Source organism: Nocardia xishanensis NBRC 101358 (assembly GCF_001613365.1).
Taxonomy (GTDB): Bacteria; Actinomycetota; Actinomycetes; order Mycobacteriales; family Mycobacteriaceae; genus Nocardia; species Nocardia xishanensis.
Window position 1 is genome coordinate 45,853 of the sequence record NZ_BDCF01000034.1, and the last position, 24,399, is coordinate 70,251.

The 24,399-nt window shown below is 70.7% G+C and carries 21 protein-coding genes; 5 read left to right on the forward strand and 16 right to left on the reverse strand.

Translation table 11 applies throughout. The annotated features are described in order from the left end of the window. Nucleotides 1–88 precede the first annotated feature (88 nt). On the reverse strand, nt 89–577 hold the full coding sequence (locus NX1_RS23975) for a polyadenylate-specific 3'-exoribonuclease AS (protein ID WP_068063622.1): 489 nt from the start codon (nt 575–577) through the stop codon (nt 89–91). Between the two features lie 183 nt (nt 578–760). Between NX1_RS23975 and NX1_RS23980 the strand changes: the two genes are divergently transcribed. Further along, complete coding sequence (locus NX1_RS23980) at nt 761–2,149, forward strand: class II 3-deoxy-7-phosphoheptulonate synthase (RefSeq protein ID WP_068063571.1); 1,389 nt, start codon at nt 761–763, stop codon at nt 2,147–2,149. A 132-nt stretch (nt 2,150–2,281) separates the two neighbouring features. Here the strand turns inward: NX1_RS23980 and NX1_RS23985 are convergent, their stop codons facing one another. Further along, nucleotides 2,282–2,758: a MarR family winged helix-turn-helix transcriptional regulator gene (locus NX1_RS23985; protein WP_068063573.1), complete on the reverse strand. Its 477-nt coding sequence runs from the start codon at nt 2,756–2,758 to the stop codon at nt 2,282–2,284. 159 nt (nt 2,759–2,917) lie between these two features. Here NX1_RS23985 and NX1_RS23990 point away from each other — a divergent pair, with 159 nt between their 5' ends. Together NX1_RS23990 and NX1_RS23995 are read left to right on the forward strand one after the other, a co-directional pair. Next, complete coding sequence (locus tag NX1_RS23990) at nt 2,918–3,751, forward strand: SDR family oxidoreductase (RefSeq protein ID WP_281217020.1); 834 nt, start codon at nt 2,918–2,920, stop codon at nt 3,749–3,751. 30 nt (nt 3,752–3,781) lie between these two features. Further along, the gene (locus tag NX1_RS23995) at nt 3,782–4,480 is read left to right on the forward strand and encodes an enoyl-CoA hydratase/isomerase family protein (protein ID WP_068063577.1); all 699 of its coding nucleotides are present in this window, start codon (nt 3,782–3,784) and stop codon (nt 4,478–4,480) included. 21 nt (nt 4,481–4,501) lie between these two features. On the opposite strand, the gene pknB is transcribed toward NX1_RS23995, so the two are convergent. Further along, nucleotides 4,502–6,496, reverse strand: coding sequence for a Stk1 family PASTA domain-containing Ser/Thr kinase (pknB, locus tag NX1_RS24000; protein WP_218024175.1), 1,995 nt, complete (start codon nt 6,494–6,496; stop codon nt 4,502–4,504). 167 nt (nt 6,497–6,663) lie between these two features. Here pknB and NX1_RS24005 point away from each other — a divergent pair, with 167 nt between their 5' ends. Next, the gene (locus tag NX1_RS24005; protein ID WP_068063623.1) at nt 6,664–7,032 is read left to right on the forward strand and encodes an Rv2175c family DNA-binding protein; all 369 of its coding nucleotides are present in this window, start codon (nt 6,664–6,666) and stop codon (nt 7,030–7,032) included. 72 nt (nt 7,033–7,104) lie between these two features. On the opposite strand, the gene NX1_RS24010 is transcribed toward NX1_RS24005, so the two are convergent. The 5 genes from NX1_RS24010 to NX1_RS24025 form a co-directional block, all read right to left on the reverse strand. Next, nucleotides 7,105–8,079, reverse strand: a complete 975-nt coding sequence (locus NX1_RS24010; protein ID WP_068063580.1) for a phytoene/squalene synthase family protein — start codon at nt 8,077–8,079, stop codon at nt 7,105–7,107. Nucleotides 8,080–8,153: 74 nt separating this feature from the next. After that, the gene (locus NX1_RS24015; RefSeq protein WP_068063581.1) at nt 8,154–9,899 is read right to left on the reverse strand and encodes an alpha-(1->6)-mannopyranosyltransferase A; all 1,746 of its coding nucleotides are present in this window, start codon (nt 9,897–9,899) and stop codon (nt 8,154–8,156) included. Nucleotides 9,900–9,983: 84 nt separating this feature from the next. Continuing rightward, nucleotides 9,984–11,549 carry a phytoene desaturase family protein gene (gene crtI / locus NX1_RS24020; RefSeq protein WP_068063582.1) on the reverse strand — a complete coding sequence of 522 codons (1,566 nt, stop codon included), beginning with the start codon at nt 11,547–11,549 and terminating at the stop codon, nt 9,984–9,986. 226 nt (nt 11,550–11,775) lie between these two features. Next, the gene (locus NX1_RS36515; protein WP_157120003.1) at nt 11,776–11,976 is read right to left on the reverse strand and encodes a hypothetical protein; all 201 of its coding nucleotides are present in this window, start codon (nt 11,974–11,976) and stop codon (nt 11,776–11,778) included. Beyond that, nucleotides 11,973–13,127 (reverse strand): polyprenyl synthetase family protein, encoded by a 1,155-nt coding sequence (locus NX1_RS24025; RefSeq protein ID WP_068063625.1) that lies wholly within the window; start codon nt 13,125–13,127, stop codon nt 11,973–11,975. The genes NX1_RS36515 and NX1_RS24025 overlap by 4 nt, the downstream gene beginning before the upstream one ends. 284 nt (nt 13,128–13,411) lie before the next feature. On the opposite strand from NX1_RS24025, the gene NX1_RS24030 reads away from it, so the two are divergent. Next, nucleotides 13,412–14,413: a methylenetetrahydrofolate reductase gene (locus NX1_RS24030; protein ID WP_084501711.1), complete on the forward strand. Its 1,002-nt coding sequence runs from the start codon at nt 13,412–13,414 to the stop codon at nt 14,411–14,413. Nucleotides 14,414–14,475: 62 nt separating this feature from the next. On the opposite strand, the gene NX1_RS24035 is transcribed toward NX1_RS24030, so the two are convergent. The 8 genes from NX1_RS24035 to NX1_RS24070 form a co-directional block, all read right to left on the reverse strand. After that, on the reverse strand, nt 14,476–15,627 hold the full coding sequence (locus tag NX1_RS24035; protein ID WP_068063585.1) for an LLM class flavin-dependent oxidoreductase: 1,152 nt from the start codon (nt 15,625–15,627) through the stop codon (nt 14,476–14,478). Beyond that, nucleotides 15,624–16,433, reverse strand: a complete 810-nt coding sequence (locus tag NX1_RS24040) for a DUF1684 domain-containing protein (protein WP_068063587.1) — start codon at nt 16,431–16,433, stop codon at nt 15,624–15,626. The genes NX1_RS24035 and NX1_RS24040 overlap by 4 nt, the downstream gene beginning before the upstream one ends. Beyond that, nucleotides 16,430–17,803: an NtaA/DmoA family FMN-dependent monooxygenase gene (locus tag NX1_RS24045; RefSeq protein ID WP_068063589.1), complete on the reverse strand. Its 1,374-nt coding sequence runs from the start codon at nt 17,801–17,803 to the stop codon at nt 16,430–16,432. Before NX1_RS24045 ends, NX1_RS24040 begins: the two co-directional genes overlap by 4 nt. After that, on the reverse strand, nt 17,800–18,963 hold the full coding sequence (locus NX1_RS24050; protein WP_068063628.1) for an LLM class flavin-dependent oxidoreductase: 1,164 nt from the start codon (nt 18,961–18,963) through the stop codon (nt 17,800–17,802). Before NX1_RS24050 ends, NX1_RS24045 begins: the two co-directional genes overlap by 4 nt. Before the next feature lie 28 nt (nt 18,964–18,991). After that, nucleotides 18,992–20,584, reverse strand: a complete 1,593-nt coding sequence (locus NX1_RS24055; protein ID WP_068063630.1) for a dipeptide ABC transporter ATP-binding protein — start codon at nt 20,582–20,584, stop codon at nt 18,992–18,994. Between the two features lie 302 nt (nt 20,585–20,886). Continuing rightward, the gene (locus tag NX1_RS24060; RefSeq protein WP_068063632.1) at nt 20,887–21,729 is read right to left on the reverse strand and encodes an ABC transporter permease; all 843 of its coding nucleotides are present in this window, start codon (nt 21,727–21,729) and stop codon (nt 20,887–20,889) included. Nucleotides 21,730–21,791: 62 nt separating this feature from the next. Next, nucleotides 21,792–22,793 carry an ABC transporter permease gene (locus NX1_RS24065; RefSeq protein ID WP_068063591.1) on the reverse strand — a complete coding sequence of 334 codons (1,002 nt, stop codon included), beginning with the start codon at nt 22,791–22,793 and terminating at the stop codon, nt 21,792–21,794. 1 nt (nt 22,794) lies between these two features. After that, on the reverse strand, nt 22,795–24,354 hold the full coding sequence (locus tag NX1_RS24070; RefSeq protein WP_084501713.1) for an ABC transporter substrate-binding protein: 1,560 nt from the start codon (nt 24,352–24,354) through the stop codon (nt 22,795–22,797). Nucleotides 24,355–24,399 lie beyond the last annotated feature (45 nt).

Below are 24,399 nucleotides of genomic sequence, written 5' to 3' on the forward strand. Positions count from 1 at the left end.
CGGTTCGATGAGGCGAAGCCCATAGCTCGCGAAAGCGAAGGCCCCGAGTTTGCCGGACTCGGGGCCTTCGTCGTGTTCGTTCCGCCGCTCAGCGCCTGCGCGCCGCCTCGATGGCCTCGAACTTGGCGTAGTTGTGGCGGGCGTCGGCCAGCGCGTCGTGGGCGTCCGGCGGCACCGGCGGCAGGGCTGGGCGGCCGTGCGCCTCCCAGTGCTGGCGCAGTTCGTTGGTGTAGCGGGGCAGCGCGGTGGGCAGATCGACCATCGAGCCCCACAGCTGGCACAGCGCCACGTGGTCGTACGCGCCGACCCACGCCCACAGCTCGGGCTGCACGGAGGGGCGCGGGATCAGGAACTTGTAGAGGTCGTCGCGGATCTGCTCGCGGCTGCGCCACCGCGGGGAGCTGGGCGGAGGCAGCTGCGGCAGCACGTACTTGCGTACCCACGGCCCCGCTCGCTCGGGGTCGAATTCGGTGGAGACCGCGTAGTATTCGCGGCCGTCCTCACAGACGACGCCGATGGACACGAGGTCGATGACGACCCCGTCCTCGATGAACTCGCAATCGTAGAAGTATCTCAGCGAGATCGACCTCTCCTCGGTCGGGCGGTAGTGGCATGTGCCGGTCGATGTCACCCTATGTGGCGATGTGGGCGGCGGACGCGAGGGGTTACTCCGGGTAGGGGATCGCCAACACCTGTGGGGTAGGAATTCCACCCCACCTCGGGCTGTCTGGACGATTGCCGGGTCCGTATTCTGAAACTCGTGAACTGGACCGTCGACGTACCGATCGATCGCCTGCCGGAGCTGCCGCCGTTGCCCGCCGAGCTGCGCCGCAGACTGGACGAAGCGCTGGCCCGCCCGGCGTTGCAGCAGCCGTCGTGGGATCCCGGGCAGGCGGCGATGATGCGCACCGTGCTGGAGAGCGTGCCGCCGATCTGCGTGCCCGCCGAAGTGGAGGAGCTGCGCGGACAGCTCGCCGAGGTGGCGCGCGGCGAGGCGTTCTTGATGCAGGGCGGTGACTGCGCGGAGACCTTCGCGGACAACACCGAACCGCACATCCGCGGCAACATCCGCACGCTGTTGCAGATGGCCGTCGTGCTGACCTACGGCGCGAGCCTTCCCGTGGTGAAGGTCGCGCGCATCGCGGGCCAGTACGCGAAGCCGCGCTCCTCCGACACCGACTCGCTCGGCCTGAAGTCCTACCGCGGCGACATGGTGAACGCGCTGGTCGCCGACGAGAAGATGCGCGAGCACGACCCGTCCCGGCTGGTGCGCGCCTACGCCAACGCCAGCGCCGCGATGAACCTGGTCCGCGCGCTGACCAGCGCGGGCATGGCCGACCTGCACAAGGTGCACGACTGGAACCGTGATTTCGTCGCGCAGTCCCCGGCGGGCGCGCGCTACGAGGCGCTGGCCGAGGAGATCGATCGCGGGCTCGCGTTCATGACCGCCTGCCGCGTGAACGACCCCAGCCTGCAGTCGGCCCGCATCTACGCCAGCCACGAGGCGCTCGTCCTCGACTACGAGCGCGCCATGCTGCGCCTGAGCGAGCACCCGGTGTCCGGCGAGCCGGTGCTCTACGACCTGTCGGCGCACTTCCTGTGGATCGGTGAGCGCACCCGTCAGCTCGACGGCGCGCACATCGCGCTCGCCGAGCTGCTCGCCAACCCGATCGGCCTCAAGATCGGCCCGACCACCACTCCGGACCAGGCCGTGGAGTACGTCGAGCGGCTCGACCCCAACAACGAGCCCGGTCGCCTCACCATCGTCTCCCGGATGGGCAACGGCAAGGTGCGCGACGTGCTGCCGCCCATCATCGAGAAGGTGCAGGCGACCGGTCACCAGGTGATCTGGCAGTGCGACCCGATGCACGGCAACACGCACGAGGCCTCCACCGGTTTCAAGACCCGCCACTTCGACCGCATCGTCGACGAGGTGCAGGGCTTCTTCGAGGTGCACCGCGCGCTCGGCACCCACCCCGGCGGCCTGCACATCGAGCTGACCGGCGAGGACGTCACCGAATGCCTCGGCGGCGCGCAGGACATCTCCGACCTGGACCTGTCCGGCCGCTACGAGACCGCCTGCGACCCGCGCCTGAACACCCAGCAGTCGCTGGAGCTGGCGTTCCTGGTCGCCGAAATGCTGCGCTGAGGCCGGAGGTCGCCGCGCGGCCCTTCGAACCCGTAACTCCGAGATCCGCACCGGAATCCTGCCGGTGCGGATCTTGTTGTCCGGCGGCACGTTTCGTCGCCCGAGCCCGTTCGCGCTGACGAGCGGGAAGTCTCAGCCTCGGGTCGCGTCGAAGCGCGCCCGCAAGCCCGCCGAGTCGTTGAGCTCGCCGAGAATCTCCGCGAGCACGTCGCGTCGTTCCGGTGACAGGTCGGCGAACATCTCGTCGTGTACTTCGCGCAGGATGGTCTGGATATCGGCGAGCGTCTCGCCACCTTTGTCGGTCAGGATGACCAGATAGCGCCTGCGGTCGCCGGGATCGCGTTGCCGTTCGGCATAACCCTGCCGTTCCAGGTCGTCGAGCGTGGAGACCATGGTCGCCGCGTCGATGCGCAGGTAGCCGCCCAGTTCGGCCTGCGCCATGCCGCCGCGATCGGCGAGCGCTTGGAGCACGCTGTAGTGCCGCACCCGCAGGCCGATGCCGAGCAGGCGTTCCTCGGCCAATCGGAAGGCGACCTGTCCCATCTTCTGTATCAGGCACACGGTGTGGTTGCCGATGGACCCGGGAACCAGCGGCGCGTTGTAGGACATCCTTCACCTCCCGTCACATCATGCCCACCAGTCTGCTCGCTTGACAAACCGTTGTGTCTATAAAACAGTAGTAGTGCAAACGATTTGTGAAGCAAATTATACGTGGCGCTCCCGGTTCGGCCGGGAATGTCGCGGCTTCGGCAACCGGAAGGCACCCTCGTGACCACACAGACACTGTCCGGCCGCACCCTGTTGATGTCCGGCGGCAGCCGGGGCATCGGCCTGGCCATCGCCCTCGCCGCCGCCCGCCGCGGCGCCAACGTCGTCCTGCTGGCCAAAACCGATGTTCCGCACCCGAAGCTGGAGGGCACCGTGCACACGGCGGCCGCCGAGATCGAGGCGGCGGGCGGATCGGCGCTCGCGGTCGTCGGCGACGTTCGCGACGAGGAGTCGGTGCAGGCCGCGATCGACCGGGCCGTCGAGCGTTTCGGCGGCATCGACATCGTGGTCAACAACGCCAGCGCCATCGATCTCCAGGGCACCGAGACGCTGCCCGCGAAGAAATTCGATCTGATGCAGCAGATCCAGCTGCGCGGCACGTTCCTGCTCACCCGCGCCGCGCTGCCGCACCTGCGCAAGTCGGAGAACCCGCACGTGCTGTCGCTGTCGCCGCCGCTGAACCTGGATCCGAAGTGGCTCGGGGCGCACCCGCCGTACATGCTGGCCAAGTACGGCATGACACTGCTGACCCTCGGCGTGGCCGCCGAGCACCGCGAGTCGGGCATCGCCGCGAACTGCCTGTGGCCGGAGACGCTCATCGCCACCGCCGCGGTGCGCAACCTGCTCGGCGGCGAGGAGGTCGCCGCGACCGCCCGCACCCCGGAGATCGTCGCGGACGCCGCCGTGCTGATCCTGGAGAGCCCGGCCGCGACCACCACCGGCAACACCTACCTGGATGTGGAAGTCCTCGCCGCCCACGGCATCACCGACCTGTCCGGCTACGGTCCCGAGGGCGAGCTGAGCTACGACATCTTCGTCGACCCGCCCGCCTGATCCGAAACACACCGCACTCAGGGAGCATTCATGCCGCACCTCCGCCGCGAAGGCGAAGTCTTCGTGCTCGATCTCGGCGAGCCGGACCAGTTCGACACCGAGAACCGCTTCACCCCCGAGTGGATGGACGCCGTCCACGGCTGCCTCGACGAAGTGCAGGCGGCCGACGGGCCCAAGGCGCTGGTCACCACCGGCTCCGGCAAATTCTTCTCCAACGGCTTCGAGCCGGAGCGTTTCCTGCGCCCGGACGTCGCCGACTACCTCATGGCCGGGCAGCGGGTATTCGAGCGGGTGCTGACGTTCCCAGCGCCGACCGTCGCGGCGATCCAGGGACACGCGTTCGGCGCGGGAGCGATCCTCGCCATGGCCCACGACGGGCGGGTCATGCGCGGCGACCGCGGCTATTTCTGCCTGCCCGAGATCACCCTGCTGCTGGCGCGGTCCGACGACGGTCTCGTCATCCCCGGCGGCATCGCCGACCTGCTGACCACCCGGCTGCCCGGACCCGCGGCGCACGAGGCGATGCTGACCGGACGCCGCTACGGCGGGCCCGTCGCGCTGGCCGCGGGCATCGTCGAGGCGGTCGAGGAGCACGAGCGGGTGCTGCCGGTCGCGCTGGCCAGGGCGGGTGCGCTGGCGGGCACCGCGGGTCCCGCGCTCGGGGCGATGAAGCGGTGGATGTACCGCGATGTCGTCGCCGCGCTCGGCAAGGTGACGCTGACGCTCTGATCGTCGGGGCCGCGCGGAGTATCAGGGCAGTGCGGTGAGGGTGACCGTGCTCCCCGGCTGGACCTTGGCCGCCGCGCCCGGGCTCTGGCCGATGACCACGGAGCCGTCCGACGGGGTCAGCTGCTGGACCTGGACGCGCAGGCCGAGGCCCTCCAGCTTCTGCTTGGCCTCGCCGACGCTCTGGCCGACCAGGAAGGGCAGCTTGACCGCGTTGGAGACGATCAGCGCGACGCCCTCACCGGAGTTCACCGTGCTGCCCGCCGCCGGATCGGTGCCGATCACCTGGTCGGCCTCGATGGCCTTGTCGTATTCGGTGCGCGTCTCGCGGACCTTGATGCCCGCGGCGGTGAGCGCCTGCATGGCCTCCTCGGTCGTCTTGCCGCGCACATCGGGGACCTTCACCGGCTGCGCGCCGTTGCTGCGGAAGACCTTGACCTGTCCGCCCGTCGGCAGCACGGTGCCCGGCGCCGGCTCGACCTTCGCGAGCGAACCCTTCGGCGCCTGGCTGCCCACCTCGCCCGCGTCGACCGGCTGGAGTCCGGCGTCCTTGATGAGCTGATTCACCTTGCGCACGTCGTCGCCCGGCTTGATGTCGGGCACCCGGGGCTTGCCGCTGGAGACCAGTACGGACACCGTCGTGCCCTTGGTCACCTTGGAGCCCGCGGACGGGTCGCTACCGACGACGCCGCCGGCCGGGATGGTGTCCGAGGCCTTCTGTCTGATCTCTGTCTCGAAGCCTGCCTCGCGCAGCGTCGCGGTGGCCTGCTCGCTGCTCAGCCCGGCGATCGGCGGCACCGCCTCGTAGCGGCCGACGCCGAGCCACCAGCCGCCGACACCCACGATCAGCGTGAGGACGGCGACGATCGCGACCCACAACAGGGTCGTCCTGCGCGACTTGCGGCGGTCGGCGTCGTAGGGGTCGTACGGCGGCTGACGCAGGTCGGCCGTGCGCGGATCGTGGCCTGTCGGCGGTCCGTACGACCCGTGCGGGTCGTACTCTCCGGACGGTCCGTAGTCGGGCACCCGAGGTCGCTGCGCGGTGACCACCTTGGTGTGCTGGGTCGGCTGCGGCGTGTGCGCGTCCGGCGCGGGGCCGGGGCGCGGTGTCGCGGCCCTGCCGCCGGGGTCGGCGCGGAAACTGGCGCTCAGATGCTCGGCCGATTCCCGCGGCGCGGGCACCCGGTAGGGCGGCAGGCTCAGCCCGGCGGCGATCGAACGCAGCTCAGCGGCCATCTCGTTGGCGTCAGCGAAACGGTGCGCGGGCTCCCTGTTGGTGGCGCGGGCGACCAGCTCGTCGAACTCCGGCGGCACGCCCGCGATGAACTGGCTCGGGCTCGGTACGTCGTTCTCGATGCGCTGATACGCCACCGACAGTGACGTGTCGCCGATGAAAGGGACACGGCCGGTGAGCATTTCGAAGATCAGCACGCCGAACGCGTACACGTCGCTTCGGGAGTCGGCGGTGCCGCTGGTCACCTGCTCGGGGGAGAGGTAGGCCGCCGTGCCGAGGATGACGCTCGCCGAGGTGGTCGTCGCGGCCGCGACCGCGCGCACCAGGCCGAAGTCGGCGATCTTCACCTCGCCGGAATCGGAGATGAGCACGTTCTCCGGCTTGACGTCGCGGTGCACCAGGCCCGCGGAGTGCGCCACCCCGATAGCGGCCAGCACCGGTTCGGCCACCGCCCGCACGGCGTGCGGCGGCATCGGCCCGCGTTCGCGCAGCAACTCGCGCAGCGTGCCGCCCTCGACCAGTTCCATGATCAGGAACGGATGGTCGCCGTCGACGCCCTGGTCGTACACCGCGACCAGCGCGGGATGCTTGAGCTTGGCGACCGCGCGGGCCTCGAACTCGAACCGGGCGAGAAACTGCGGATCGGCGGCGAACTTCGGGTCCATCACCTTGATCGCGACCGGGCGATCAAGGCGGGTGTCCTCGCCGCGGAAGACCATCGACATCCCGCCCCGAGCGATCGGCGCGTCAATCCGGTAGCGCCCCTCCAGCATCTGCCCGATCAAGTGATGTCCTCCGGCTTTCACAAAACTGCTCACCCCGCGCTCGTGACGCGAACTGCGACAGACCGCCCCGTGCGGCCCCCACGATGGTAACCGTGCCGAGCGGCCGAACCCGTCTGTCGCCCGGGTGTCACACGACGCGCGGCGCCACACCGTCTACCGTTGTGCGGGTGAGTGCATTTCCCTGCAGCGAGGATGTCCTTCCGGAGTCCGTGGCAATGCTGCCGCTGCCCGAGGTCGCCGACCGGCTCGGGATCGTGGTGACGCGGGTCCATCAGATGCTGCGCGACCACCAACTCCTTGCCGTGCGCCGCAATGGAGTGGCGAGCGTTCCCGAGGTCTTCTTCGACGACACCGGCGCGGTGACCAAGCACCTGCCCGGGCTGATCACCGTCATGAAGGACGCCAAGTACACCGACGAGGAGATCCTCGAGTGGATCTTCACCGACGACGCCAGCCTCCCCGGCAAACCCATCGACGCGCTGCACGGCCCCCTCGCCCGCGAGGTGCTCCGCCGCGCCGCCGCCGACCCCTTCTGAACCTCGCGGACCGTCCGCACGCCTCGCAGCCCTTGTTGCGTGGGCGAGGCGTGCGGCACGTGTGCGAGCCCGTCAGGGGAGGGCGGCGGCGAGCAGTTGGGTTGTGGCGACGAGTAGGCGTCGGCGACGGGGGACGATTGCCCGGGTCCGGAAGATCGCATAGCCGGATCGCTCTATGCGGTCGAGGATTTCGGCGTAGAGGGCGGCGGCAGCGCGGATGGCAGGGCGGACCTTGGGGTTGAGCAGGTCGATGCCGGGGTCGGCGGTTCGGTAGATGTCGCGGTTGATCGCGATCAAGTGAGCGAGAGCGCGACGGACTCGCGGATCGGTGTGGCCGGTGCGGCGGCAGTGCGCGAGCAGGTCGGCGTCGACGCCGAAGGCCGCGAGGTGGTCGGCGGGCAGGTACACGCGCCCGCGGTCGAGATCCTCGGCGACATCGCGCAGGAAGTTGGTGAGCTGGAAGGCCTCGCCGAGCGCGGCGGCCGCGGGTTCGGCTTCGGCCGTCGGCACGACGGTGCCGAGCACAGGAAGCAGTTGCAGACCGATGGCGGCGGCCGATCCGCGCATGTACTCGCGCAGCTCGGCCATCGTGGCGTAGCGATCGCGGAAATGATGGGCGCCGGGGACGTCCATGCGCATCGAGTCCAGGAAGGTCCAGAAGTGCTCCGGATCGATCGCGAAGCGGTCGACGGTATCCGCTAGCGCGGACAGTATCTGGGTTCGGAGCAGCGGAACCGCCGTGTCCTGCGCCGCGAACGCGCCATGCTCGAGGGCCGTCCGCAGCTGTTTCTCGATCAGGTCCAGTTCGTTGGCGGGGCCTTGCCCGAAGATGTCCAGCGACTCCGGCGAGTCGGCGGCGCGCACGAGGCTCTGGTCCGCGTGGTCGACGATGTCGTCCACGATTCGCGCGAACGCGTAGAGCGCGTGCACCGCAGGTCTTCGGTCCGCCGACAACAGCCTGGTCGCCAGGAAATACGTGCGCCCGTGCTCCGCGGCGATCGCCCGGCACGCGCGGTACGCGGACTCCAGGCTCACCTCCGCGTTCACTCCCGGACTTCGTCCGGCCGCGCCCGTTCCGAGTACCTGCGCTAGGCCCGGGTCGTCGTCGGATCTCGCGGCGCTCATGGACGTGCAGCGGTGGCCGCGACGACGGCGCGCGGGGCGGCCTGCTGCGGGGGAGTCGAACGCAGGCGCAGCGGGTCGACGGTGCGCAACGAGAGCGCGGCGACGACCGCGGCGAAGGTGGCCGCCGCCACGTGCCAGAAGTTGTACAGGCCGATCGAGCCGTCCGGCTGGAACACCAGCATCAGCCAGGTGCACAGGCCGACCAGCACCATGAGCGTCGTGGTGGACAGCGCGAACGCGGCGGCCAGCGCCAGCGGCCACGAGTAATACCAGGGCAGCGCGGCGGGGGAGAGGATCACGATGCCGACGAACGCGATGAGGATGCCGAACACCGCCTCGCGCTCGCTGTGCCGGAATCGCCACCAGGTCCACACGAGCACCGCGACGAGCGCGAGCGCGCACAGCGCGCGGGTGACGGTGAGCACCGATTCCATGCGCAGCGGGGTGATCCAGGTGGTGGCGTGCGCCATGATGGTCGGCAGCGAGAGCCAGTTGATGATCTTCTTCGAGCCCGACAGCGCGGTCAGCCAGCCGATGCCGACGCCCGCGATGGCCGAGGCCGCGACGAAGACCACCGCGAACACGCTCAATCCGAGCCCGGCGATCTTGGCGAAGGTCATGGCCGGGTGCGGCATGTCCGGTCCGGCTTTCGCGGCGTCCGGGGCGCCGTTCTCGGGCGTCGAACTCGGATCCGCAGGCGCGTTCGGGTCCGCGGCCGCGCGTTCGGCGGCGCGGCGTTCCCGCTCGTGCAACATCCAGATCCACACCAGGAACGGCAGCGCGATGCCCGCGGTGGCCTTGATCGCCACGCCGATGGCGACGACCACGATGCCCGCCACGTGATGACGCTCCAGCACCAGGGCGATGCCCGCGCACATCAGACCGACCATCAGCATCTCGTTGTGCACGCCGCCGATGAGGTGGATGAGCACCAGCGGGTTGAGCACCGCGAGCCACAGCGCGACCGTCGGCTTGCCGCCCAGGTGTTTGGTCAGATACGGCACCGCCCACATCATCAGCGCGAGGCCGGGCAGCATCACGAGGCGCAGCGCGATCGTGCCCGCGACCACGTTGTCACCGGTGATCGCGGTGATGGCGCGGCCCAGCAGCAGGAACACCGGGCCGTACGGCGCGGTGGTGGTGGTCCAGACCGGGCTCACATTGTCCAGCAGCACACCAGGATTCGCGACGGGACCGACCTGGTAGGGGTCGAAGCCGTCGCGCAGCAGCGCGCCCTGGGCCAGGTAGGAGTAGGCGTCGCGGCTGAACATCGGCACCGCGAAGAGCAAAGGGAAGATCCATATTCCGACGATGGCGCGCAATTCGTTGAGCGTCACCCCGGCGCCCGCGCGGTTGCCGAGCCCGAGTGTGGTGCGTCCCAGGCGAACCCACGCGGTGATCATCAGCAGCACGCCGATCCAGATCAGCATGGTCGACAGCGCGTAGCCGTGCCCGAACCGCAGCCACGACAGGTTCATCGCCTCGAGCAGCGGATCGCGCTGACGCACACTGCCCGCGCCGAACCCGCCGAAGGTGATCATCACCGCACCGAAGAAGCCGAGCAGCGCGGCGTGACCCTCGGGGCTGCGCGCGAAATCGGCGTAGGTCTGCATCCGATCCAGAAGGCCGAGCCGGTCGGCGGATCGCGGGGCGCCGGACCCCTGGGTGCCGGGACGACTCGACCCGCGGGGCGCGGTGTCGGTCGGCGGTGCGGCTGCGGCGCTCGTATCGGGGGGATGCATGTGGTGTCGGTCCCCCCGGCAAGGTCGGCGGTCGCAACCGCGAGCGAATAGGTCGGCGATCAGTTTAATGGTTCGCCCGGAACACTATCCCGCTGGTGCGGGCGGTTCATCCCGAGTAACGGCCGTCGCACCGGTAATTCGGTTTGCCGCCAGTTTTCCCGAGAGCAGCGCCGTAGGCACGCCGACGCCCGGGGTGGTGCCGCAACCGGCGATAACCACGTTGTCGCTGAACTTCGGGAAATTACGCGGCCGGAAAGGCCCGGTCTGCCGGAAAATGTGCGCGACGGAGAACGGCGTGCCCGCGATCATGCCCTGTGCCCGCCAGGTGCGCGGGGTGTCCAGGTGGTCGACGGTGAAGTGCTCGGCGATCCCGCGGTAGCCGCGCGTCTCCAGGACCTCGAGCAGCTCGCGCAGATAGGGCCGGGCCAGCCGGTCCCAATCGAGCGGGGCGCTCTCCAGATTGGGGCAGGGCGCGAGAAGCGAGAACGGCTCGTGTCGTCCGTCGGGCCGGTCGATGTAGAGGCCGGGATCGGTCAGGGCGGGGCGGGTCAGCAGCAGCGAGGGGTCGCGCATCAGCTGTCCGCCGCGACGCGGTGCCGCGGCGATCTCGTCGAAGGTGGTGTCCCATGCCGCGCCGAAGTCGATGGTGTGGTGCGCCTGGATCGGCCAGGTCGCGGCGATCTCGGCCGGGATGGTGCCGTGCGCGACCACCGCCGACGGCGCGGCCCGCAGTCCGCGCCTCGGCCGGACGCCGAAGCGTTCGACCGAGCCGATGTCGGCGGTGAGCACCACCGCGTCGCAATCCAGCGCGTGCCCGTCGGCGGTGCGCACCCGGCGGGCCCGCCGTCCCTCGTAGTCGATTCCGGTGACTTCGGTGTTCAGTCGCAGCACCCCGCCGGCGGCGGTGAACGCCTCGCCCATGGTGGCGGCGATGGCGCGCATACCGCCTTCCGGGAAATAGACGCCGAGCGAGGTGTCCATGTGCGGGATCGCGCCGTAGACGGCCAGCGCGTCGGCGGGCGCCATGCCGGCGTAGAGCGCTTGGAAGGTGAACAGCCTGGCCAGCCGCGTGTCGGTCAATATCCGGCCGACGCGCGGTCCGAGCCTGCCGAACCCGCCGAGGCGCACCAGGTCGACCAGCGCGGCGCGTTTGCGCGGGTAGCGCACCATGTCCAGCGGCGAGTCGAAGTTGGTGTCCATGAACTCGGTGAACTCGGCGCGGTAGACGCGCGCCAGCCAGTCGCGGAGCCTTCGGTAGCGGTTCGCCTCGGCGGGGCCGCAGGTGCGGGCGACCTCGTCGGCCATGGCGTCCGGGTCGGCGAACACCCGGATGGTCGAGTCGTCGGCGAAGCGCGCGTGGTAACTCGGCGCGAGCCGGTGGATGCGCAGCGGCACGGGGCCGGATTCGGGCGTGCGGCCGACGGCGGCCAGCGCGTCGGTGATCAGTTCCGGCAGCGTGAGCACCGTGGCGCCGTTGTCGATCTCGTAGTCAGGCCCGCGATACCGGCCGACCCGGCCGCCCGGATGATCGGCCCGCTCGAGCAGCGTGACCGACCGTCCAGCGCCGGTGAGATACAGCGCGGCGGCGAGGCCGGACAGGCCCGCGCCCACGACGACCACCCGATCGGTCGGTCCCGCAACGGTTTTCATTCGACCCTCCTCGACCTCCGGGCACGGCGGGCTACCCGTGAAACTCTGCGTCGGCCGGCACCGCGCCGATCACCGGACGACAGGGCCGTTTCCGCAACCGCAAGGGCTGGTCGCTACCGTGCGGTGTTCGCTCCGCCATCATCCCATGCCTGCCGGTCGGTAGGTGGATCGCTACGCGGTGTGCGGCGCCGGTCGGCTCGCCGATCCGGCGCTCGAAAGACGGGGACTAGTCCTCGGCGGTGTCCCGCGGCGCTGAACACGCGCGGGGGACACGGACGCCGCGCCGGGTCGGCAGGGCGGCGCCGAGGATCAGCCGACGTTCGGTCAGCGCGGCCGTCGACTTCCCCTTGCGCTTGCCTGTGCTGCGCGGGGCCGGTCCTGCGCCGACGGCGATCACGCGATCGGCTGGTCCCACAACGGCTTTCATGCGGTCCTCCTGGTTGCGGCCAGTGCCATACCGCGCAGTTGCTCTTTCGCGGCGGGGGTGGCCGAGCTGGAATCTATGGCGGCTAGGCCGCGGTCGGTGAGGTCGGCGATGCGGCGTTCCACTTCGTCGACGGCGCCGAGCTCGGTGAGCACGGCACGCAGGCGCGTGACGTCATCGGCGCCGAGATCGGTGCCGATGCTGGTGCGCAGCAGGTGCGCGGCGGATGGGTCGGTGGCGTCGGCGCGGCGCAGCGCCTCGGCGAGCAGTACCGTGCGCTTGCCCTCGCGCAGGTCGTCGCCGGAGGGCTTGCCGGTGACCTCGGGATCGCCGAACACGCCGAGCAGGTCGTCGCGCAGCTGGAAGGCGATGCCGATGTCGGTGCCGAAGGTGCGGTAGGCCGCGATGAGGTCGCGGTCGGCGGCGGCGATGGCGGCGCCGAGGTGCAGCGGGCGCTCTACGGTATAGGCGGCCGTCTTGTAGCGGTTGATGCGCAGCGCGGCCTCCACCGACTCGTCGCCGACCGCTTCCCCGTTGATGTCGAGCAGCTGACCGCCGAGCACCTCGGTGCGCATCTGCGCCCAGACCGGCGCGAACCGCGCGAGGGCGGCCGGGGGAAGCCCGGCGGCGTGCACGAGGTCGTCGGCCCAGGCCAGGGCCAGGTCACCGATCAGGATGGCGACGCTGGCGCCGAAGTGGGCGGCGTCGCCGGACCAGCCGCGCTCGCTGTGGCGCTGCTCGAAATCGACGTGCACGGTGGCGAAACCGCGGCGGGTGCGGGAGGAATCGATGATGTCGTCGTGGATGAGCGCGCACGCCTGCAACAGTTCGAGGGCGGAACAGGCGGCGAGCACCGCGCCCGCTTCGGCGCTGTCCGGGTCGCCGCCCGCGCCGAGCCAGCCGGTCCAGGCGAACGCGGGCCTGGTGCGCTTGCCGCCGCGGAGCACGAACCGCTCCAGCGTGTCGGCGGCGTCGACGAAGACCGGACCGAGTGGCTCCACGATGGGCCGCCGGGCGGCGAAGAACTCGATGAGTCGGTCTTGGACGGCTGCCGTGAATTCGGGCGTGCCTGGGATCGGCGTCCGCCGCGCGTCGGCGGGCGTTGCCGGGGTTCGTGTCGGAGTACCGGGTCCGGCGGACAGAGGAACCTCCAGGGTCACGGGTGTGGTCGCGCCGGTCGAGCGCGACGAGTGGTCTGTGAGCGAGCGTGTGTCACCGCCGCCCGGGTCGGCGCGATCGCGGCGCACGTCCGGTCCGGCCGCAGCGATAGTGGTGCCGTATCAGAGAATACGCGGTCATCCCATCCCGTCGGCGACCAACCTCCGCCTGGTGAAAACCACTCATGGGGTGGCCGGACATAGGACGTTTCGCGCGCGGATATCCGCCGGACCTGGAGCGAGCGCGCATGTCAGGACAGGCGTCCCACTACACTGAACCGGTGACTTTCGATTCCGTGCGGGGACGTTCGACCCCAGGGCGCCCGTCCCCGACGCCACCGATCGTCTCCGGAACGCCATCGGTTGTACAGAGCTTGCGGGTCCATTCGGGCCGGAACGTCCCGTTCTCCGTGGAGTTCAACCCGCCGCGCGATGCCGCGGGCGAGGCCAGGCTCTGGCGGGCGGTGCGCGAGTTCGAGCGCATGCATCCGGCGTTCGTCTCGATGACGTACGGCGCGGGCGGTTCCACCAAGGACCGCACCGTGCGCGTGACCGGTGAGCTGGCCGAGGAGACCACCCTGCTGCCGGTGGCGCACCTGACCGCCGTCGGCCACAGCGTGGCCGAGCTGCGCTCGCTGGTCGGCGCGTACGCCGATTCCGGCATCCGCAACATTCTGGTACTGCGCGGCGACCCGCCCGGCGATCCGCTCGGCGAGTGGCACAAGCACCCGGAGGGCGTGGAGTACGCCGAGGAACTGGTCCGCATCGTTCGCGATCTCGGCGATTTCCACGTCGGCGTCGCCTCCTTCCCGCAGGGTCATCACCGCTCGCCCGACCTGGACTCCGACACCGCCTTCCTTGCCGCGAAACTGCGTGCGGGAGCGGAGTATTCGATCACCCAGATGTTCTTCGAGGTCGAGCACTACCTGCGCCTGCGCGACCGGGTCGCGGCACTCGATCCGATCGAGGGCGCCAAGCCGATCATCCCGGAGCTTATGCCGATCACCTCGCTGCGCACCGTGGCGCGCGCCGAGGAACTGTGCGGCCGTCCGCTGCCCGACGCGGTGCTCGCGCGGCTGCGCAAGGCGGCGGGCGACGGCCATGAGGAGGACCGCGCCGCGGTGCGCGAGGTGGGCATCGAGATCGCCACCGAGATGGCGCAGCGGCTGATCGACGAGGGCGCACCCTGCCTGCACTTCATCACCCTGAATTTCGCGAAGGCGACCAGCGAGGTGCTGACCAACCTCGGTTACGGGGTCACCGCGGCGCCGATGAGCGCTTGACCCCGCGCGCCAGGTGACACAGTGGCAATGCCCCGCCGGTCGACCGGCGGGGCATTCGCATATCAGGCGGCGCGCGCCGCTCCCGGCCCCCACGCCTCGGCCAGCAGCCGATGCGATTCGAGCCGGTCGGCGTGGTCGTGGGCGACGCTGGTGATCAGCAACTCGTTCGCGCCCGTGACCCGCTGCAAGGCGGCGAGCCGCTCCACCACCCTGCTCGGCGACCCGACGAACTGGGTGGCCAGCCGGTCGTCCACCAGCCGCCGCTGGTCGGGTGTCAGCGGGCCCGCGGCGTCCGGCGCGAGGAATTCGGCCGCGCCCGAGCCGCTGCGGATGCTGTAGACCCAGTGCCCGTAGCCGGAGGCGAGCTCACTGGCCCTCGCGTCGTCGGCGCCGACCACCACGTCGGCCGAAACCACCACGTACGGTTCGGACAGGTACTGGGACGGGCGGAACGCCGCGCGGTAGGCGGCGACGGCGTCCAGCGCGGTGCCCGGCGCGACGTGATAGGCCGCCGCGAACGGCAGTCCGAGCCTGCCCGCCAGTTCGGCGCTCTCGCCGCCGGAGCTGCCGAACAGCCACAGCTGCACCTGCGCGTTCTCGCCGGGGACCGCGTGCAGCGGAATGCCGTCCTCGCTGACGTAGGTGCCCGCGAGCAGGGCGCGCACCTCGGCGATCTGGTCAGCGAAGTCCGGCGCTTGCGCGCCGGGCTGTTGCAGTGCGCGCAGCGAGGCCACGAAACGGGAACGGTCGGTGATGCGGCCGGGATCGAAGGGCGGCGGGACCACCACGCCGTCGCGGATCTCGGTGCGTCCGGTGGCGGTGTCGACCACCGGCTTCCCGCCCTTCGGATGCTCCGGTTCGGCGCCGAATTGGGCCCGCCGGTGGCCGGAACGCCCGAGCCCTAGGTCGAGTCTGCCGGGGTACAGCGCGTCGATGGTGCCGAACGCCTCCACGATCGAGGCCGAGGTGTGGTGGCCGACCTGCACCGCCGCCGAGCCCACCCGGATCCTGGAGGTGTTGGCCGCGACCAGTCCGATCAGGGTGATCGAGCTGGAACTGGCCACCGCGACGAAGTGGTGTTCGGCCAGCCAATACCGGTGGTAGCCCCACTGTTCGGCGTGCTGGGCCAGGTCGACGGTGTTGCGCAGCGCCTGCTGGGCGGTCGATCCGGCGCTGATGGGCGAGAGGTCGAGGATGGAGAGCGGGACCGTCACGCCTGCCCCCTCGCGAGCCGTGGGTGCTGTTCGCCCGCCTCGATGGCCACCCGCAGCCGGTTCTGCTCGGGCGCCACCGGGCAGGTGGCGAAATCGGTGAAGGCGCAGGGCAGGTTGGCCGCCCGGTTGAAGTCGAGCAGCACCGAACCGTCGGCGTCCGGCGCGGCGATGCTCAGCGACCTGGCCGCGGGATACGTGGTGACGCCGCTGGTGGCGTCGGTGAACAGGATGCGCAGCCCGTCAACGGCCTGGAACGCGACGACGCGTTCGGTGACCGCGCCGAGGGTGAATTCGATGGTGCCGGAGGCGGTGTGGTGGTGCTCGAGCCCGTCGACCACGGCCGCCGTGACGATGGTCCGCGGCTCGGCGAACGCTTCGAAGCGGCCGGAAACGATCCAGCGCGGGTCCGGTTCGTAGGCGGGGATGCCCGCGAACGCGGCCAGCGTCGGTGCGGCGGGGTCGTGGATCCGCACGGCGTAACGGCCGGTGCGCCGGATCACTTCGAGCACGCGCTGCTCGTGGCGAACCTCCAGACCCGGCGCTCCTTCGGCGGGGATGACGATCTGCACGCCCGCGATGCCGGTGCCGTCGAAGCTGAGGCGGTCGGCCGGTTGCGCGGTGATGAACACCTTGTTGTCGGTGACCCACCAGGTGCCGGGCACGTCGGGCAGCCGCTCGGGCTGATCGGTGAGCCAGTGCAGCCCGGTCAGGCTGAGAAAGCCGAGGCGGTCGCGCAGCTGGTCCTCACGCGCGGCGTGCCAGGCGGCCCACTCGGTGTCGAAACTCGTTGCGGTGGTCGCGGTCATGACGCTCTGGCTCCTTCGTGGACGGTTGTGCGGTGGTGTGGATGACGCAGGCCGAGGTGGTCGCGCAGGGTGTCGCCGGTGTACTCGGTGCGGAAGCTGCCGCGCTCCTGGAGTTCCGGGACGACGCGGTCGACGAACTCGTCGAGGCCGCCGGGCGTCAGGTGAGGAACGAGGATGAAACCGTCGGCGGCGTCGGTCTGCACGTATTCGTCGATGCGTTCGGCCACGTCGGCGGGCGTGCCGACGAACTGCTGGCGCGCGGTGACCTCGATGATCAGCTCACGGATGCTGAGCTTCTCGGCCTCGGCCTTGGCGCGCCAGGCCTCGGCGACCGCGCGCGGGTCTTTCGCGTGGCGCACCCGGCCCCTGGTGATGTTCACGTCGCCGGACGGGTCGACATCGGGCAGCGGACCGTCCGGGTCGTAGCCGGAAAGGTCACGGCCCCAAACCTGTTCGAGGAACGCGATGGCGGTCTGCGGCCCCACCTGCTGGCGGCGGATGTGCCTGGCCCGGTCCTCCGCCTCGGCCGTGGTGTCACCGAGCACGAAGGTGGCAGCGGGCAGGATCTTCAGCTCGTCGTGCCTGCGACCGTATTTGGCGAGGCGGCCCTTCATATCGGCGTAGAACGTGCGTCCCGCCTCCAGCGTTCCGTGCCCGGTGAAAATCGCGTCGGCGGTGGCGGCGCCGAATTCGCGGCCGTCGTCGGAATCGCCCGCCTGCAACAACACCGGGTGGCCCTGCGGGCTCGGCGGCAGCACGTGGCGCCCGGCGATGTGGAATTGCGCTCCGCGATGGCGGGTTTCGGGAATCTCCTTGGCGAACACGCCCGCCTCGCGATCGACCACCAGCGTGTCGGCGGGCCAGCTGTCCCACAGGGCGCGCGCCACCTCGACCGTCTCGGCCGCGCGGCGGTACCGATCGGCGTGCTCCAGATAGCCGCCGCGGCGGAAGTTCTCGCCGGTGAACGCGTCGGAGGAGGTGACGACGTTCCACGCCGCCCGGCCGCCGGAGAGGTGGTCCAGCGACGCGAACTGCTTGGCCAGCTCGAACGGCTCGTTGTAGGTGGAATTGATGGTGCCCGCGAGGCCGAGCTTCTCGGTGACCCCGGCCAGCGCGTTGAGCACCGTGAAGGTGTCCGGCCTGCCCACCACGTCCAGATCGTGGATGCGCCCGAGGTGTTCGCGCAGCCGCAGGCCCTCGGCGAGGAAGAAGAAGTCGAACAGGCCGCGCTCGGCGGTGCGGACCAGGTGGACGAAGGACTCGAAGTCGATCTGGCTCTTGGATGCCGGATCGCTCCAGACCGTGGTGTTGTTCACCCCGGGGAAGTGCGCGGCCAGATGAACGGTCTTGCGCGGCTTGGCGGAACTCATGACGGTGTCCCTTCCTGAATCGTGGCGTAGCGGCTCGCCGGACGCGGCAGATCCAGCCGCGCGCGCAGGGTGGTGGCGGGTGCGGGCGGCACGGCGGGCAGCCTGCCGAGGGTGGCGTGCACCGCGAGCGGACGTAGCACGACACCGTCGGCCGCGCCCGAATCGGCCACGGCGGCGAGCAGTTCGGTCAGCGAGTCGCCGGTGCCGACGTGGCGCAGCGGCGTGCCGGTGGTCCTGGTGCCGACCTGCGGCGCGCCGCACGCACCGGACAGCGGCGTCGTGGCCGCCCAGCGGTCCAGCTCGGCCAGCTCCTCGTGCGCGCGCTCCACTGTGTCGGCGAGGTGGATGTCGATGTCGATCAGCACGCGCACGGCGTCCGGGTCGCGTTCGGCGCCGAGCAGGGCGCTGCGCAGCGCGGCGCGTCTGGCGTGCGCGGCGTCGAGATCCGATGGGGCGATGCGGATCAGGTCGGCGCGGCGCACCGCGACCTGGATGCCAGGCCCCTCATCGGCGCGGACCGCGACGATCGGCTGTCCCTGCGGTGAGCGCGGCGTGATCGACGGCCCCTTCACGGAGAAGTTGTCGCCCGCGTAGTCGATGTAGTGCAGCTTGTCCCGGTCGATGAAGCGCCCGGTCGGCAGGTCGCGGATCTCCGCGTCGTCCTCCCAGGAATCCCAGAGCCGGGTGACCACCTCGACGGCCTCGTCCGCCTCGTGCCACAGCGCCGCCTGGTCCTGAGCGCCTTTGCGGCCGAACGCCTTCGCCTGCTCGGCGCCTTCGGACACGGTGACCTCCCAGCCCGCGCGCCCGAGGGTGGCGAAATCGAGGCTGGCGATCGCCTTGGACAGGTGGAACGGCTCGGTGTGGGTGACCGGCGCCTGCGGCACCAGGCCGATACGCCGCGTGACGGCCGCGGCACGGGCCGCGATGGCGACCGCGTCCAGCCTGCCCTTGGCGATCTCGGCGCCGCCGGGCTGCAACCCGAAGGAATCGGGCAGGAAAACGGCGTCAGCCCCGGCGTTCTCGGCGGCGGTGATCGCGTCGACCCAGTAACCGGCGGTGAACAGGTTCTCGGCGCGCGAGTCCTGGCGTCGCCACGACGCCGGGTGCGCCCCGGTCCCGGTGAGTTCCACCGCGAGGAAGAAATCCGAATCCGGCATCATGCGGTCCTTTCCGTTGCGAAATCCATCAGGCGGCTCCTCGTGCGGGGGAGGGGATCGCGGAGAGCAATTCCCTGGTGTAGTCGTGCCGCGGATTCTCGAAGATCTGTGCGGTGCGGCCGGTTTCGACGATCCGGCCGCGGCGCATGACGGCCACGTGGTCGCTGATCCGCCGCACTACGGCCAGATCATGCGAGATGAACAGGTAGCTCAGGCCTAGTTCGGCTTGCAAGCGGTCGAGCAGTTCGAGGATCTGCGCCTGCACCGAGGCGTCCAGCGCGGAGACCGGCTCGTCCAGCACCAGCAGGTCGGGGTGCAGCGCCAGCGCCCGCGCGATGGCCACCCGCTGGCGCTGGCCGCCGGACAGTTCCGCCGGGCGGCGTTCGGCGAAACGCTCCGGCAGCGCGACCTGTCCGAGCAGTTCCCGCACCCGGTCGCGGCGTTCGGCGCGGTCGCCGATCCCATACGCGCGCAACGGTTCTTCGATGACCGCGCCGACGCGCCAGCGGGGATCCAGCGAGGAGTACGGGTTCTGGTAGACCACCTGGAACCGGCGCCGCAGCGTGCGCAGCTTGCCTCGGCGGGCGGCGGTGAGATCTTCGCCGTCGAAGACGACGCTGCCATGGTCGGCGTCGGTGAGCCGCAGCGCGATCCGCGCGGTGGTCGACTTGCCGGAGCCGGATTCGCCGACCAGGGAGAGGGTTTCGCCGCGGCCGAGCTCGAAGCCGACGCCGTCGACGGCCGTGATGGCCTCACCGGAGCGGGCGCGGAAGCGTTTGCGCACCTCCCGCAGCACGAGCAGCGGTTCCCCGGTGCGCGGCCGTTCGGGACGCGCCGGGCCGGGGGCGAGGCTCGGCGCGGAGCTCAGCAGCCGTTTGGTGTACGGATGCCGCGGCGCCGCGAGGATCTCCGCCGTCGGGCCGGACTCGACGACCTCGCCGCCGTTGAGGACCACCAGCCGGTCGGCGCGTTCGGCGGCCATCGCCAGGTCGTGGGTGATGAGCAGCACCGCCGTGCCGCGCGCGGCGGTGCGCTCGGCGAGCCGGTCCAGCACCCGCCGCGCCACGGTGGCGTCCAGCGCGCTGGTCGGCTCGTCGGCGATGATCAGCTCGGGACCGCAGGCCAGGGCGATGGCGATCAGCACCCGCTGGCGTTGCCCACCCGAGAGTTCGTGCGGGTACTGCTCGGCCCGTAGCTGCGGGCGATCCAGTCCGACCTCGGTGAGCAACTCCAGCACTCGGCCTTGCGCCCCGCGGCGATCGACGCGCCGATGCACGAGCAGCGCCTCGGCCACCTGATCGCCCACCCGGCGTACGGGATTCAGCGAGAGCCCCGGGTCTTGCGGCACGAACCCGATCCGCGCGCCGCGCAGCCTGCGCAGGGCTCGTTCCGAACGAGTGTCGACCCGTTCGCCGTCGAAAGTGACGGTCCCCGAGCCGATCTCGGCGGTCGTTCCGAGCAACCCGATCACGGCGTGCGCCAGCGTCGACTTCCCGGAACCGGACTCGCCGACCAGCGCGACCACTTCGCCGCGAGCGACGCGCAGCGAGGCGCCCGCGAGGGCCGTGACCGGACCGGCGGAGGAGCGATAGTCGACGCGCAGTTGATCCACTTGCAGCAGAGTGTCTTCCGCGCGCCCCGCGTCTCCGCGCCGATCCGGACGCGCGGTGTCGTTCTTCGTGCGCGACGGGATCGGGCCGTCCGCCGGTCGCTTGGTCGACTCGTGTCGGGCGAATTGCGTGGCACGAGTCACGGCTGTGGCCTCGATCTCGCTGCCGCCGGGCGGTGACCCATCATCGCCTCGCGATCGAGATTCGGCGTCGCCTGGCTGCGCGGAGCGGGATTCCGAGCGGGTTGCGTCAGGCGGCGCGACGGCGCTGTCTTCGGCCGGTTCCGGGTCGGTGTGGGCGGTGTCCGGGTTGCTCACGGCTGATCGGTCCTTCCTGCGGCGCGGCCGAGTCGCTGGGCGGCCAACACGACGCCGATGATCACCAGACCCGGGAGGGTGGTGAGCCACCACGCGGTGGCGAGGTAGTTGCGGCCCTCGGAGATGAGCGAGCCCCATTCGGGCGTCGGCGGTTCGGCGCCGTAGCCGAGGAAGCTGAGCGCCGAGACCGAGAGCACCGCCATGCCGAACTCGACCGCCGCCAGCGCGAGCACAGGTTGGTAGGAGTTGGGCAGGACGTGCCTGGCGAGCACCGCGTACCAGCGCACCCCCGAGGCGTGCGCCGCCTCGACGTACACCGCGCGCCGCACCCGCAGCACCTCGGAGCGCATCACCCGCGCGAAATTGGCGATCAGCGAAACGCCCACGGCGACGGCGACATTGCGGGTTCCGAAGCCGAGCGCGGTGACCAGCGCCAGCGAGAGCAGCAGCGCCGGGATGGAGAGCAGCACGTCCACCACGCGCATGGCGACCGCGTCGACGACGCCGCCGATCGCCCCGGCCAGCAGCCCGAGCAGCGCACCGGCCACCACGGCCAGCGCGACGGCGGACAGCGTGGCGGTGAGCGAGAGCCCCGCCCCGTGCACCATTCTCGTGTACAGATCGCGCCCGAGGTTGTCCGTGCCGAACCAGTGCCGAGCGCTCGGCGGCTGGAACTTCTCGGCGGGTACCCCGGTGAGCGGGTCTCCGCCGGCGAACAGCGACGGCGCCAGCGCCCAGCCGAGCGCGAGCAGTGTCACCGCCGCCGAGACGATCAGGCCCGCGTTGCGGCGGAGCGCGCGCAGACTCGGCGCGGGTCCGCGCACGCCGGGCAGCGCGATCCGGCGGGTCTTGTCGGCTACGTCAACCACGGGTACTCCCTTCTCGATCCGCGGCGTTGGGGTCAGACACGGACGAGCACCTCCTCCGCGATGTCCTCGGCCTCGGTCGCCTCGTCGACGGAACGCCCGCCGCGCACCGCGATCCGCGGATCGAGCAGCGGATACAGCAGGTCGACCGCCAGATTCACGACCACGAACACCAGGGAGGTGAGCAGCACGATGCCCTGCACCACCGGAATGTCCTGGGCCAGCACGGAGATCTGGGTGAGCCTGCCGACGCCGGTGCGCGCGAACACCGTCTCCACCACGACCGAGCCTGCCAGCAGGTTGCCCACCAGCACGCCGGCGATGGTGAACGCGGGCACGCTGGCCAGCCGGGCCACGTGCCTGCGCTGCACCCACCAGCGTGAAGCGCCCTTGGCCAGCGCCACTTCGGTGAACGGCTGCCGCCATGTGCTCTCCAGCCCGGCCGTGAGCACCTGCGCGATCACCGCGCCGATCGGGATGGCCAGGGTGAGCGCGGGCAGCACGGTGCCGCGCAGGCCATGTCCGCCGAACGCGGGCGCCAGGTGCCAGCGGAAGGAGAAGACCTGGAGCAGCAGCAGTCCGGTCCAGAACGTCGGCACCGAGACGCCGAGCGGCGGTAGCGCGGCGAGCAGGTCGCGCAGCCACGGCTTGCGCGTGTAAGTCGCGGCGAAGGCCAGCGCCACACCGCCGGCGGTGGCGAAAAGCAAGGCGAGGGAAGCCAATCCGAGGGTCGAGGGCACGGCGTCCCAGATCGCCTCGGTCACCGGCCTTCCGGTCGTCATGGACAGTCCGAAGTCACCGCGGACCGCGTTGCCGAGCGCGGTCAGGTACTGGTCCCACAGCGGCCGGTCCAGCCCGTAGCGGGCCTGGAGCTCCGCGATCGCGGCCTTGTCGACCGGCGTTCCCGCGCCGCCGCCGTCGGCCGCGAGGGAGACCGGGTCGGCGGGCAGCAGGTAGAGCACCACGAACGAGATGCTGAACGCGGCCCACAGCACCCAGATCGCCTGAAAGACGCGCAGCGCCAGATAGCGTGCCATGTCAGTGTCCGCTCAGCCAGGTGTCGAAGAACTGCAACCGCGCCGAGGCCTCGAACTTCAGGTCCCTGGCGTGCCCGGCGGCGCCGATCGCCTGGGAGAGTTCGATGGTCGGGATCCACAGCCCGGCCTCGAGCACCTGCTCCTGCGCGGTGCGGATGAGCGCGGCGCGCGCGGCGGGATCGGCGGTGCTGAGCTGGCTGCGCAGTACGTCGTCCAGCGCGGGAATGCTCTCGCGTGCATTGAAGTTGCGGCCGTCCACACTGAAAGTCGTGCGCAGGATGTCGCCGTCGGCGCGGGTGGAGTTGTAGTAGGTGGCGTCGAAATCCTTGGCGTTCTGTCGCGCGGTGTTCTCCGGTCCTGACACCAGGTCGAGCTTCAGTTCCACGCCGACCTGCCGCAGCTGCTGCTGCACCAGTTCCAGGATGGCCTGGTTGCCCGCGAACGCCTGGCTGAACAGCACCGAGAAGGACAGGCGCTCACCGTTCTTCGCGCGGATGCCGTCGCCGCCCGGCGTCCAGCCCGCCTGATCCAGGATGCTCTTCGCCTTGGCCGGGTCGTAGCCCACCCGCGCGGAGAGGTCCTGGTAGCCGGGCGTGGCGCTGGCCAGCGGACCGGTGGCAGGCTTGAACTGCGGGCCGAGCACAGTGTCCACCAACTGCTTTCGGTCGATGGCGGGCAGCAGCGCCTGGCGCACCGCCGGATCGCGCAGCGGACCGCGAGTCACGTTGGGCTGAAAGCCGAACGGCACACCGGGATTGGCCGTGCTGAGCAGGCGCGCGCCCGCCGCCTCCAGCTGGGGCACGTCCTGCGGCAGCGCGTCGCTGATCGCGTCGAGCTGACCGGAGACGAGACTGCCGGTGCGCACGCCGGATTCGGGCACCACCGTGAACTCGATGCGGTCCAGGTAGGCCTCGCCCTGGTGCGCGAACACAGCGGAGCCCCAGCCGTATCCGGCCCGCTTGGCCAGCGTCGCCGACTGATCCTGCCGCCAGCCCGCGTAGGTGAACGGCCCGCTGCCGATGTTGTCGCCGACGCAACGCTGGTCGGCGGGCTCGGCCGTCGTCGCGTCGGCGAGGATGCCGAGCTGCACGGTCGACGAGGCTTGCAGGAACTGGGCATTGGGCTGGCTGAACTCGACGCGCGCGGTGAGCCGGTCCACGGCGGTGGTGCCCACGTAGTTGGTGAGATAGCTGGCGCCGAGCGGCGCCTTCGCCCCGCCCAGCCGCAGCACCGAATCGAAGGTGTTGCGCACCGATTCCGCGGTGAGCGGTGTGCCGTCGCTGAAGGTGACGCCGTCGGCGAGGTGGAAGGTGAACACCTTCGCGTCCGGGCTGATCTCCCAGCTGCGCGCCAGCCAGGGTTTGATCTCGCCCGTCCGCGGATCCTGATCGGTGAGCGAATCGACGATCTGCCGCGCGACGTAGATGGTCTGGTTGGTGCCGGACTGCGCCGGATCCGAGCAGGTCGGCGGCTGGGACAGCCCGTAGCGCAGCGTGCCGCCCGGCCGAGGCGGACCCGCGTCGCCCCCCGGCGCACTCGAATCGCTGCCGCATGCGGCCATGGCGCTCGTCGTGGCGAGCGCGCCGACCAGCGCGAGAATTCGATG